The following is a 12,391-nucleotide window of genomic DNA, read 5'->3' on the forward strand; positions in this document are numbered from 1 at the left end:
TCGGCCGCCCCATCACCGGCGCCCGGGTCGGGGGCGCCGGTGATGGGGCGGCCGATGACCAGCAGGTCGGCGCCGGCGGCGAGGGCGTCCTCGGGGGTGGCCACGCGGGCCTGGTCCTGGTTGGCGGCGCCGGCCGGGCGGACACCCGGTGTGATCAGCGTGATGTCCGGGCCGACCTCGGCGCGGACGGCGGCGGCCTCCTGCGGGGAGCAGACGAGGGCCTGCGCGCCCGCCTCGACCGACAGCAGGGCCAGGCGCCGGACGGCGTCCGGGGCCGGGCCGGCGAGGCCGAGGGCGGTGAGGTCGGCGTCGCCCAGGGAGGTCAGGACGGTCACCGCGGCGATCCTGGTGGTGGGGGCGGCCTCGACGGCCGCGCGGATCATCGCGGGGCCGCCGGCCGCGTGCACGGTCAGGTAGGACGGCTTGAGGCGCGCCACGGCGCGGGCGGCGCCGCGGACGGTCGCCGGGATGTCGTGCAGCTTGAGGTCCAGGAAGACCTGGACGCGGCTGGCCCCGCGGACGCTGGCGACGACGTCCGGGCCGTACCGCAGGTAGAGCTCCAGGCCCACCTTGACGGTGGAGACGTGCGGCGTGACCAGGGTGGCCCAGCGCGCGGCCGTCTCCAGGTCGGGCGCGTCCAGCGCGACGGCGATGGGGGCGGCGGTCACAGTTTCTCCTTCTCGGGCTCTTGCGGGCGCACCTGGGGCGGGACGTACCCGGCGGGCTTGTGCGCGAGGCCGACCGCGTCGGCGAGGCGGCCGATGCGGCGGGCGGCGAGGGCCTCCTCCAGCTCGCGCAGGACGCGGGGGCCGGCCGCGGGGTCGTGGAAGACGGCGGTGCCGACGGCGACGGCGGACGCGCCGGCGAGGATGAACTCCAGCGCGTCCAGGCCGGTGGCGATGCCGCCGACGCCGATGATCGGGGTGCGGGGCAGCGCGGCGTGCACCTGGTAGACGCAGCGGACCGCGATGGGCCGGATCGCGGGCCCGGACAGGCCGCCCGACACGCCGCTGAGGGCGGGCCGGAGCGTCGCCGGGTCGATCGCCATGCCCTCCATGGTGTTGATCAGGGTGAGGCCGTCGGCGCCGGCGTCGACGCAGGCGAGCGCGACCGTGGCGATGTCGGTCACGTCCGGGGCGAGCTTGGCGAGGATCGGCACGCCGGGCCGGGCGTGGGCGCGGACGGCCCGGACGACGGACGCGGCGGCGGCGGGGTGCCAGCCGAACACGCGGCCGCGGTCCTCGACGTTGGGGCAGGCGACGTTGACCTCGATGCCGGCGATGCCGGGGACGCCCCGGAGGCGGCGCGCCAGTTCGCCGTACTCCTCGACGCTGTTGCCGGCGATGGAGACGATCGTCCGGACGCCCTGCTCGATGAGCCAGGGAAGGTCGCGTTCCAGGAACGTCTCGACGCCGGGCCCGGGAAGCCCCATGGCGGTGAGGAGGCCGCTCGGCGTTTCGGTCACCCGCGGTGTGGGACGTCCCGCGCGCGCTTGGGGCATCACGGACGAGGTGACGAACGCCCCCAGGCGGGTGAGGTCGAAGAACTGGGCGAGCTCGCGTCCCGTCCCGCCGCACCCGGAGGCCGTCATGACGGGGTTGGGCAGGTCGAGGGGCCCGAGTGAGGTGGCGACCCGGTCGCTCATTGGGAGCCCCCTTCGGTGACGCTCAGGACGCGCGGCGCGCCGAGCGCGTCGAACGGGATGGTGCCGAGGTCGCCCCAGCGGACGCGGTCGCCGCGCAGGACGGGCCCGTCCGCGCAGGCGCGCACCATGCGGGTCACGCCGTCCTCGCCGTGGACGGGGAGCATGCACGTCATGCACACGCCGATGCCGCACGCGCCGGTCCGCTGCAGGAACTCCTCGACCGACACCTGCGACGGCAGGCCGAAGTCGCCGGCGACCTGGGTGACCGAGCGGAGCAGGTCCGTGGGGCCGCAGCCGTAGACGACGTCGGCGCCGGTCTCCTCGATGACGCGGGGCAGGACGTCGCGGACGGTGCCGCGCTCCCCCATCGAGCCGTCCTCGGTGGCGACGGTCGAGCTGTCGCCGATGCGCTGCGCCATCCGGGAGCCGAACACCTGCCGGGCGGACGGCCCGCCGAGCACGAAGTGCACCTGGCAGCCGCGCCGCAGCAGCGTGTCGGCGAGCGCGAACACGGCGGCGCCGCCGGGCCCGCCGGCGGCGAGCAGGCAGGTCACCGGGTCGCGGGGCAGCCGGAACGGGCGGCCGAGCGGCCCGACGAGGTCGATCTGGTCGCGGGAGCGGCGGCCGGCGAGCCACGCCGTGCCGGGCTCGGTGTCGGCGAACACCAGCTCGACGGTGCCGCCGTAGTCGGACTTGACCTCGTGCACGCCGAAGCAGCGGCGGACCAGGCGGGACGTGTGCTCGCCGCCGACGGCGAGCGCCACGAACTGGCCGGGCCGGAACCGCTCGGCGATGGCCGGGGCCACCAGCGTCATCGCGTGGTAGTCCTGCACCTGGCGGACCGTCAGCACCGTCGCCGACGTCTGCACCGGCGTGTCGGACACCCGTCTCCCTCTCCTCGTCGTGCGCCGGGCGGGCCGGGCGGACGCGCCGCCCGGCCCGCCCGGCCTGTGCTCACCCGGGCGTCACAGCGCCGTCCCCGGCCGGCCGGTGCGCCCGTGCGCGCCGCTGAGCCGCTCGGCGTGCTCCTGCAGGGAGCGGACGCCGACCTGGCCGCCGGCGACGGCCTCGATGCCCTGCACGGCCGCCGCGAGGCCCTGCACGGTCGTCACGCACGGTACGCCCCGCAGCACCGCCGCGGTGCGGATCTCGTAACCGTCGAGCCGCGGCCCGGACTGGCCGGGGCTGCCGAAGGGCGTGTTGACGATGAGGTCGACCTCGCCGTCCAGGACGCGCCGCACGATCGTGGGCTCGCCGGCCGGTCCCGGACCCTCGCTGTGCTTGCGCACGATCTTGGCACGCACGCCGTTGCGGTGCAGGACCTCCGCGGTCCCTTCCGTGGCAAGAATCTCAAAGCCCAGGTCAGCGAGGCGCTTCAGCGGGAACACCATGTGCCGTTTGTCGCGGTTGGCCACCGACACGAAGACGCGTCCCTTGGTCGGCATGGACCCGCCGTAGGCGGCCTGCTGCGACTTGGCGAACGCGGTCCCGAAGACCTCGTCGATGCCCATGACCTCGCCGGTCGACCGCATCTCGGGGCCGAGGACGATGTCGACGCCCTGCCCGCTCTCGTTGCGGAACCGGTCGAAGGGGAGCACGGCCTCCTTGACCGCGATGGGCGCGTCCAGCGGCAGGGACCCGCCGTCGCCCGCCTCCGGGAGCATGCCCTCGGCGCGCAGCTCGGCGACGGTGGCGCCCATCATGACGCGCGCCGCCGCCTTGGCGAGGGGGACGGCCGTCGCCTTGGAGACGAACGGGACGGTGCGGGACGCCCGCGGGTTGGCCTCCAGGACGTACAGGACGCCCGCGGAGAGCGCGTACTGGACGTTCATGAGCCCGAGCACGCCGACGCCGCGCGCGAGCGCCTCCGTCGATTCCCGGATGCGGCGGATGTCGTCGTGCCCCAGCGTGATGGGCGGCAGCGCGCACGCCGAGTCGCCGGAGTGGATGCCGGCCTCCTCGATGTGCTCCATGACGCCGCCGAGGTAGAGCTCCTCGCCGTCGAACAGGGCGTCCACGTCGATCTCGATGGCCTCGTCCAGGAAGCGGTCGACCAGGACGGGGTGTTCGGGGCTCGCCTCTGTGGCGCGGGCCATGTACGACTCCAGCGTGGCGTCGTCGTACACGATCTCCATGCCGCGCCCGCCGAGCACGTACGAGGGGCGGACGAGAACCGGGTAACCGATCTCGGCGGCGATCTCACGTGCGTCCTCGTAGGACGTGGCGGTGCCGTGCTTGGGCGCGAGCAGCCCGGCCCTGTGCAGGACGCGTCCGAACGCGCCGCGCTCTTCGGCGAGGTGGATGCTCTCCGGGGAGGTGCCCACGATCGGCACTCCGGCGTTCTTCAGCTTCTGGGCCAGCCCCAGGGGGGTCTGGCCGCCGAGCTGGACGATGACGCCCGCGACCTCACCGGACTGCTGCTCCGCGTAGACGACCTCCAGGACGTCCTCCAGCGTGAGCGGCTCGAAGTAGAGCCGGTCGGAGGTGTCGTAGTCGGTGGAGACCGTCTCGGGGTTGCAGTTGACCATCACGGTCTCGTAGCCCGCCTCGGCCAGCGTGAACGACGCGTGGACGCACGAGTAGTCGAACTCGACGCCCTGGCCGATGCGGTTGGGTCCGCTGCCCAGGATGATGACCTTGGGCTTGGTGCCCGGCGGGACCTCGGTCTCCTCGTCGTAGGCCGAGTACAGGTACGGCGTCTGCGCCTCGAACTCGGCGGCGCACGTGTCGACGGTCAGGTAGACGGGACGGACGCCGAGCGCGTGCCGCACCTCCCGGACGACCTCCTCGGAGAGGCCGCGCAGCTCGCCGATCTGCGCGTCGGAGAAGCCGTGCCGCTTGGCGCGCAGCAGCTTGTCCCTGGTGAGCGCGTCGTCGGCGGTGCGGATCTCTTCGGCGACCTCGTTGATGGCGGCGATCTGGTCGAGGAACCAGGGGTCGATGCCGGTCGCCTCGTACAGGTCCTGGACGCTCGCCCCGGCCCAGAGCGCGCGCTGGACGTCCCTGAGCCGCCCGTCGTGCGGGCGCTTGGACGACTCGACCAGCGCCTCGGCGTCGATTTCACCGGCCCAGCTGAACGAGGAGTCCTTCTTCTCCAGGGACCGCAGGGCCTTCTGGAGGGCTTCGGTGAAGCAGCGTCCGATGGCCATGGCCTCGCCCACGGACTTCATGTGCGTGGTCAGCGTGCCGTCGGCGCCGGGGAACTTCTCGAACGCGAACCGGGGCACCTTCACCACGACGTAGTCGAGCGTGGGCTCGAACGACGCGGGCGTCTCGCGGGTGATGTCGTTCGGGATCTCGTCGAGGGTGTAGCCGATCGCCAGCTTCGCCGCGATCTTGGCGATCGGGAAGCCGGTGGCCTTGGAGGCGAGGGCCGACGACCGCGACACGCGCGGGTTCATCTCGATGACGATCATCCGGCCGGTGCCGGGGTGCACGGCGAACTGGATGTTGCAGCCGCCGGTGTCGACGCCGACCTCGCGGATCACCGCGATCGCGACGTCCCGCATGTTCTGGTACTCGCGGTCGGTGAGCGTCAGCGCGGGCGCGACCGTGATCGAGTCGCCGGTGTGCACGCCCATCGGGTCGAGGTTCTCGATGGAGCACACGATGACCACGTTGTCGGCGCGGTCGCGCATGACCTCCAGCTCGTACTCCTTCCAGCCGAGGATCGACTCCTCCAGGAGCACCTCGCTGGTCGGGGACGCGTCGAGCCCGGCGCCGGCGATGCGGCGCAGGCCGGCCTCGTCGTGGGCGAAGCCGGAGCCACGGCCGCCCATCGTGAACGACGGCCGGACGACGAGGGGGTAGCCGAGCTCGCCGGCGGCCGCGAGGCAGTCGTCCATCGTGTGGCAGATGACCGACTTGGCGGACTCGGCGTTCAGGCCCTGCTCGCGCGCGACCTTGGCGACGACCTCCTTGAACCGCTCGCGGTTCTCGCCGGCCTGGATCGCGTCCACGTCGGCGCCGATCAGCTCGACCCCGTACTTCTCCAGGACACCGCCCTCGAACAGCGCGATGGCGGTGTTCAGCGCCGTCTGGCCGCCGAGGGTGGGCAGCAGCGCGTCCGGCCGCTCCTTGGCGATGATCTTCTCGACGACCTCGGGGGTGATCGGCTCGACGTAGGTGGCGTCGGCGAACTCGGGGTCGGTCATGATCGTGGCCGGGTTGCTGTTGACCAGCGTCACCCGCAGGCCCTCGGCCTTCAGCACCCGGCACGCCTGGGTGCCGGAGTAGTCGAACTCGCACGCCTGGCCGATGACGATCGGCCCGGAGCCGATGACCAGGACGGACTTCAGGTCTTCCCTGCGCGGCATTACTTCGACGCCTCCATCAGCTCGCAGAAACGGTCGAAGAGCCCGGACGCGTCGTGCGGGCCTGCGGCGGCCTCCGGGTGGTACTGGACACTGAACGCGGGACGCTCCAGGAGCCGCAGCCCCTCGACGCAGCCGTCGTTGAGGTTGACGTGGCTGACCTCACCGGGGCCGTAGGGCGTGTCGAACGGGCCGTCGGCGGGGGCGTCCACGGCGAACCCGTGGTTGTGGGCCGAGATGTGGACCTTCCCGGTGTCCCGGTCCTGGACGGGCTGGTTGACGCCCCGGTGGCCGAACCTCAGCTTGTAGGTGCCGAGGCCCAGCGCGCGGCCGAAGATCTGGTTGCCGAAGCAGATGCCGAAGAACGGCGTGCCCGCGTCGAGGACGCCCTTCAGCGCGTCCACGGCGTAGTCGGCGGCGGCCGGGTCGCCGGGGCCGTTGGAGAAGAACACGCCGTCGGGGTTGAGGGCGAGGATCTCTTCGGTGGTGCTGGTCGCGGGCAGGACGTGCACCTCGCAGCCCCGGAGCGCCAGCCGGTTCGGCGTCATCGCCTTGATCCCGAGGTCGACCGCTGCGACGGTGTAGCGCTTCTCACCCTGCGCGGGGATGACGTAGGGCTCCTTGGTGGAGACGTCGCGCGCGAGGTCGGCGCCCTCCATCGAAGGGCTCTGCAGTACACGCGCCAGCAGTGCGTCCTCGCCGGGCGCCATGGCGTCCGTCCCGCTGAAGATGGCGGCGCGCATCGCGCCCTTGTCGCGCAGGTGCCGCGTCAGTGCGCGTGTGCCGGGGATGGCGATGCCCACGATTCCCTGCTCGCGCAGCGCCGAACCCAGCGAACCGGTGGCGCGCCAGTTGGACGCCACACGGGCGGGCTCACGCACCACGTAGCCGGCCACCTGGATGCGGCGTGATTCGGGGTCCTCGCCGTTGATGCCGGTGTTGCCGATGTGGGGGGACGTCATGGCCACGATCTGGCGCGCGTACGAGGGGTCGGTGAGGGTCTCCTGGTAGCCGGTCATGCCGGTGTTGAAGACCATCTCGCCGAAGGTCTCGCCTTCGGCCCCGTACGCGGTCCCGTGGAACACCCTGCCGTCTTCCAGAACGAGCAGAGCAGGGTTTGAACATTTTTCATCCGGCCTGTCCGCCGGGGCCTGCACTGTGCGGCTCCCCCGAGGATGAAAATTGTTCATTGGAGCTTTCCTTCCAGGACGGTCGGCTTGCCGCGCAGGAGTGTCGTGATGACCCGGCCGGGCAGTTCCAGGCCCGCGAACGGGGTGTTGCGGCTCTTGGAGGTCATCGCGGAGGGGTCCACGGCGCGGCGCGGCGACGGGTCGTACAGCGTGATGTTGGCGGGCGAACCTGCCTCCAGCGGACGACCCTGTCCGGAAAGGCGGCCGATGCGGGCGGGGCGGGCGGACATGCGGTCGGCGACTCCGGCCCAGTCGAGCAGGCCGGTCTCGACCATCGCCTCCTGGACGACCGGCAGCGCGGTCTCCAGGCCGATCATCCCCATCGCGGCCACGGCCCACTCGGTCTCCTTGGCCTCGACCGGGTGCGGGGCGTGGTCGGTGGCGACGCAGTCGATCGTGCCGTCGGCGAGGGCGTGCCGGAGCGCGGTGACGTCGTCGGCGGTGCGCAGCGGCGGGTTGACCTTGAAGATCGGGTCGTAGGTGCCGGCCCGGGCGTCGTTCAGCAGCAGGTGGTGCGGGGTGACCTCGGCGGTCACCGGGCAGCCCTTGCTCTTCGCCCAGCGGATGATCTCCACCGAGCCGGCCGTGGACACGTGGCAGACGTGCAGCCGCGACCCGACGTGCTGGGCGAGCAGCACGTCCCGGGCGATGATCGCCTCCTCGGCGACGGCGGGCCAGCCGCGCAGCCCGAGCGCGGCGGACATCTCGCCCTCGTTCATCTGCGCGCCCTCGGTGAGGCGCGGCTCCTGCGCGTGCTGGGCGACGACGCCGTCGAACGCCTTCACGTACTCCAGGGCGCGGCGCATGATGACCGCGTCCGACACGCAGTGGCCGTCGTCGGAGAAGACCCGTACACGCGCGGCGGAGTCGGCCATGGCGCCGAGTTCGGCGAGCTTCTCGCCGGCGATGCCGCGCGTGACGGCCCCGACGGGCTGGACGTCGCAGTACCCGGCCTCGCGCCCGAGGCGCCACACCTGCTCGACCACGCCGGCCGTGTCGGCGACGGGGTCGGTGTTGGCCATCGCGTGGACGGCGGTGTACCCACCCATCGCGGCGGCCTTCGTGCCGGACTCGACGGTCTCGGCGTCCTCGCGGCCCGGCTCGCGCAGGTGGGTGTGGAGGTCGACCAGGCCGGGCAGGGCCACGAGCCCGTCGGCGTCGATGGTCTGCGCACCCGCGTCGTCCAGCTTGGGGCCCACCTCGGCGATGGCGCCCTCGCGGACGAGGATGTCGGCCGGGTCGCCGCCGAGGATCCGCGCGCCCTTGATGATGTACGTCGTCACTGGGAGACCTCCTGGCCGATGGCGGAATTCAGCACAGCCGCCGAGCAGCAGAAAGGACCGGTCACTGCGCGACCCCCTTGCCGATCGCCGCCTCGGAGCCGCCGAGCAGCAGATAGAGGACCGCCATGCGGGCGCTGACGCCGTTGGCGACCTGCTCGACGATCGTGGAGCGGACCGAGTCGGCGACCTCGGCGGCGATCTCGACGCCGCGGTTCATCGGGCCGGGGTGCATGACGATGGCGTGCTCGGGGAGCTGCGCCATGCGGTCGCCGTCCAGGCCGTAGCGGCGGCTGTACTCGCGGACGGTCGGGAAGTAGGCGGCGTTCATCCGCTCCTGCTGGACGCGCAGCATCATGATGACGTCGCTCTTGGGGATGACGCCGTCGAGGTCGTAGGAGACCGAGCACGGCCACGTGTCGATGGCGACGGGCAGCAGCGTCGGGGGCGCGACCACGGTGACGTCCGCGCCGAGCGTGTTCAGCAGCAGGACGTTGGATCGTGCCACGCGGCTGTGGAGGACGTCCCCCACGATCGTGACGCGGCGGCCGTCCAGCTCACCGAGGCGCTTGCGCATCGTGAACGCGTCCAGGAGCGCCTGGGTGGGGTGCTCGTGCGTGCCGTCGCCGGCGTTGACCACGCTGCCCTGCACCCAGCCGGCGAGCCGGTGCGGGGCGCCCGAGGCGCCGTGCCGGATGACGACGCCGTCGGCGCCCATCGCCTCCAGGGTGAGCGCCGTGTCCTTCAGGCTCTCGCCCTTGGACACGCTCGACCCCTTCGCCGAGAAGTTGATCACATCGGCGGACAGCCGCTTCGCCGCCGCCTCGAACGAGATCCGGGTGCGGGTCGAGTCCTCGAAGAACAGGTTGACGACCGTCCGGCCGCGCAGCGTCGGCAGCTTCTTGATGGAGCGGCCGGCGATCTGCGCCAGTTCCTCGGCCGTGTCGAGGACGAGCAGCGCGTCGTCCTTCGTCAGGTCCGCGGCGGAGATCAGATGGCGGTTCATTCGGCACCCCCCGTCGGGCCCAGCAGCACGGGCCCCAGCAGGACCGCGTCGCGCCCGTCGTTCTCGTCCAGCAGCACCTTCACCGTCTCGCGCATCGAGGTGGGCAGGTTCTTGCCCACGTAGTCGGCGCGGATCGGCAGCTCCCGGTGCCCGCGGTCGACCAGCACGGCCAGCTGGACGGCGCGGGGCCGGCCGAGGTCGTTCAGCGAGTCCAGCGCGGCGCGCACCGTCCGGCCGGAGAACAGCACGTCGTCGACCAGCACGACCACTTTGTCGTCGATGCCGCCGGGCGGCAGCTCGGTGCGGCCGAGGGCGCGGGCGGGCCGCATCCGCAGGTCGTCCCGGTACATGGTCACGTCGAGCGAGCCCCAGGGCACCGGGCGGCCCTCGACCTCGCGCAGCGCGCCCGCCAGCCGCTCGGCCAGCGTCACGCCGCGGGTCTGGATGCCGAGCAGCAGGACGTCGTGGCCGCCCTTGGTCCGCTCGAGGATCTCGTGTGCGATGCGGGTCAGCGCGCGTCTGATGTCGGGACCTTCCAGAACGGCCTTGGGCCGGGGGTCACCGTCCGCCACGCGCTGCTCCTGTCCGGAGGCAGCATTCACCGCCGAAACCTCCTTCCCCGCCTCTCTGGACGGGCCTTAAAGGACGTCGTGTCTCCCCCACGTTAGCAGCCGGCCGGCACCGCTCCCCACTCGGACCGGTCCACGTCTTCGCAGGTGAGAGGGGTCACATTCGGCCGGCCGCGGGGCGCCGTGCGGGCAGCGTGACAGGCTCGCCACCGCGCGTCCACACGGCTTGTGGACGATCCGGACGGCCCGGATCGAGTCCTGCGGATTCGACCGCTTTTTTCCAATCAGCTTGACCTGGGGCCGTACCCGTTTTACCGTCACTGTCCGTAACCATCCCTGGAGACAGAGTCCTGAGGCCCCCTGGCTTCGCGAATCTGTCTCCCCCCGGTGACGCCACCGGGGTCCGACGACGCTGAAAGTGAGCCTGGGGGCCGAGAATGCCGTCTGAATACGCTAAGGCTCTCGGCGCGCGCCTGCGCGCCATCCGCACCCAGCAGGGCCTGTCCCTGCACGGTGTGGAAGAGAAGTCACGTGGCCGCTGGAAGGCCGTCGTCGTGGGTTCGTACGAGCGGGGCGACCGCGCCGTCACCGTTCAGAAGCTGGCCGAGCTCGCCGATTTCTACGGCGTGCCGGTATCCGAGTTGCTGCCCGGCGGAGCCGCGCCGAGCCCGCTCGGGCCTACACCCAAGCTCGTGATCGATCTAGAGCGGTTGCAGCAGCTTCCGAAAGACAAGGCCGGTCCTCTCGCCCGCTACGCCGCGACGATCCAGAGCCAGCGGGGCGACTACAACGGAAAGGTCCTGTCCATCCGCCAGGAAGACCTGCGTTCACTCGCGGTCATCTACGACAAGTCCCCGACCGAGCTGACCGAAGAGCTGATCGGCTGGGGCGTCCTGGACCCGGAGGCGCGCCGCGCCGTCGAGTCCTTCTGACACACCTGTCTCACCGAACGACCGTGACGGGGTCCGGCACCACGCCGGGCCCCGTTCCGCGTCCGCGCGCCCGCCGTCGCGGGGCGAGGAGGGCCAGCGGGAGGACGACGGCCACGGCGGCGGCGCTCAGGGCGAAGCCGGTCGTGTAGCCGCCCTCGCCGGGGACCACCACGATGACGACCGCGCTGATCTGCGTCCCGAGGGACGCGCCGACCGTGCGGATGAGGGTGTTGATCCCGGTCGCGACGCCGGTCTCGCCGGACGGGACGGCGGCGACGACGAGGTTCGCGACGGCGGCGTAGGCGAAGCCGAGGCCGATGCCCCTGGCCAGGCCGCCGACGTAGAGCTGCCACATGGCGGCGTGCTGGAACACCACGAACGCGTAGCCGAGCCCGGTCATCAGCGCGCCGCCGAACAGCACCATGCGGGAGCCGATCCGCCGGTCGAGCAGGCCCGCCGTCATGCCCGCGGCGGTCATGCCGATGCTGGCGGGGAGCTGCAGGAGGGCCGCCTGGGTGGCCGTCCCGCCGAAGCCGTACCCGGTGTCCTCCGGAAGCTGGACGAGCAGCGGGAACAGCAGGCCGCCCGCCATGAGCGCGTACCCGGAGAGCAGGGAGGCGGCGTTCGCCGTCCACACGCCGCGCACGCGCATCATGCGCAGGTCGACCAGCGGCTCGGCGACGCGGCCCTCGACCCACAGCCACGCACCGGCCGTCACCGCCGACAGCGCGAGGAGGCCGAGGACGCCCGGGGACGTCCAGCCCCAGTCCATGCCCTCGGTCAGCGCGGTGAGCGCGGCCACCAGCCAGGCGGCGAAGAGGACGGCGCCCCACCAGTCGACCCTGGCCGCCTTTCCGGGCGCCGACCGCGGCACGATCCACCAGGCGAGGACGAGGCCGGGCACCAGCCCGAGCACCGGCAGCCAGAGCAGCCAGCGCCAGCCGAGGAAGTCGATGATCGGCCCGGCCAGGCACCAGGAGACCGCGCCGCCGAGCCCCAGCATGGACGACATGAGGCCGACCGCGGACGCCGTCCGGGCGGCCGGCACGACGTCCCGGATGATCGTGTACGCGAGCGGGAAGACGCCGCCGCCGATGCCGCCGAGCACCCGTCCCACCAGCATGACCGGGACGGACGGGGCCAGCGCGGCGACGACCATGCCCACCGTGGCGATCACGAGCACGGTGAGCAGCACGCGCCGCGGCCCGTACAGGTCGCCCAGCCGCCCGACCACCGGCGTGGCGACCGCCGCGGACAGCGTCATCGCGGTGAGCGCCCACGCCGCGCCCGCCGGCGTGGTGTCCAGGCCGTCCTGGATCTGCGGCAGCGCGGGGGTCACCACGGCCATGGACAGCTGTCTCTTATACCCATCCGCCGCTGCCGACGAAGACGAAGAGAGAGGCTTCGGTGGCCACAGACCCATCAACATAAACAAAAAACAGAACCAGGGGAAAGC

General features: G+C 72.4%; 10 protein-coding genes. 1 reads left to right on the forward strand and 9 read right to left on the reverse strand.

What is annotated here, in order from left to right:
- The 8 genes from pyrF to pyrR all read right to left on the reverse strand — a co-directional run.
- A partial coding sequence (pyrF, locus tag HUX53_RS35085) for an orotidine-5'-phosphate decarboxylase (protein ID WP_176407581.1) occupies window positions 1-668 on the reverse strand: 668 nt, incomplete at its 3' end.
- Window positions 665-1,645 (reverse strand): dihydroorotate dehydrogenase, encoded by a 981-nt coding sequence (locus HUX53_RS35090; protein WP_176407582.1) that lies wholly within the window; start codon window positions 1,643-1,645, stop codon window positions 665-667. The genes HUX53_RS35090 and pyrF, both read right to left, overlap by 4 nt.
- Entirely contained in the window at window positions 1,642-2,529 is an 888-nt protein-coding gene (locus tag HUX53_RS35095) for a dihydroorotate dehydrogenase electron transfer subunit (protein ID WP_176407583.1), read from the reverse strand. The genes HUX53_RS35090 and HUX53_RS35095 overlap by 4 nt, the downstream gene beginning before the upstream one ends.
- Window positions 2,530-2,610: 81 nt before the next feature.
- The gene (gene carB / locus HUX53_RS35100; protein WP_176407584.1) at window positions 2,611-5,961 is read right to left on the reverse strand and encodes a carbamoyl-phosphate synthase large subunit; all 3,351 of its coding nucleotides are present in this window, start codon (window positions 5,959-5,961) and stop codon (window positions 2,611-2,613) included.
- A complete protein-coding gene (gene carA / locus HUX53_RS35105) occupies window positions 5,961-7,115 on the reverse strand; it encodes a glutamine-hydrolyzing carbamoyl-phosphate synthase small subunit (protein WP_309237580.1) in 1,155 nt (384 codons plus the stop codon). The genes carB and carA overlap by 1 nt, the downstream gene beginning before the upstream one ends.
- A 29-nt stretch (window positions 7,116-7,144) precedes the next feature.
- Entirely contained in the window at window positions 7,145-8,431 is a 1,287-nt protein-coding gene (locus tag HUX53_RS35110; protein ID WP_176407586.1) for a dihydroorotase, read from the reverse strand.
- Between the two features lie 61 nt (window positions 8,432-8,492).
- Window positions 8,493-9,434, reverse strand: coding sequence for an aspartate carbamoyltransferase catalytic subunit (locus HUX53_RS35115; protein WP_176407587.1), 942 nt, complete (start codon window positions 9,432-9,434; stop codon window positions 8,493-8,495).
- A complete protein-coding gene (gene pyrR, locus HUX53_RS35120; protein WP_176407588.1) occupies window positions 9,431-10,006 on the reverse strand; it encodes a bifunctional pyr operon transcriptional regulator/uracil phosphoribosyltransferase PyrR in 576 nt (191 codons plus the stop codon). The genes HUX53_RS35115 and pyrR overlap by 4 nt, the downstream gene beginning before the upstream one ends.
- A 434-nt stretch (window positions 10,007-10,440) precedes the next feature.
- On the opposite strand from pyrR, the gene HUX53_RS35125 reads away from it, so the two are divergent.
- Complete coding sequence (locus HUX53_RS35125) at window positions 10,441-10,935, forward strand: transcriptional regulator (RefSeq protein ID WP_021597992.1); 495 nt, start codon at window positions 10,441-10,443, stop codon at window positions 10,933-10,935.
- Between the two features lie 10 nt (window positions 10,936-10,945).
- Here HUX53_RS35125 and HUX53_RS35130 read toward each other — a convergent pair whose 3' ends face one another.
- Window positions 10,946-12,283 carry an MFS transporter gene (locus tag HUX53_RS35130; RefSeq protein ID WP_255205937.1) on the reverse strand — a complete coding sequence of 446 codons (1,338 nt, stop codon included), beginning with the start codon at window positions 12,281-12,283 and terminating at the stop codon, window positions 10,946-10,948.
- Window positions 12,284-12,391 lie beyond the last annotated feature (108 nt).

The sequence above is a fragment of the Actinomadura sp. BRA 177 genome (assembly GCF_013372625.1).
Lineage (GTDB): Bacteria > Actinomycetota > Actinomycetes > Streptosporangiales > Streptosporangiaceae > Spirillospora.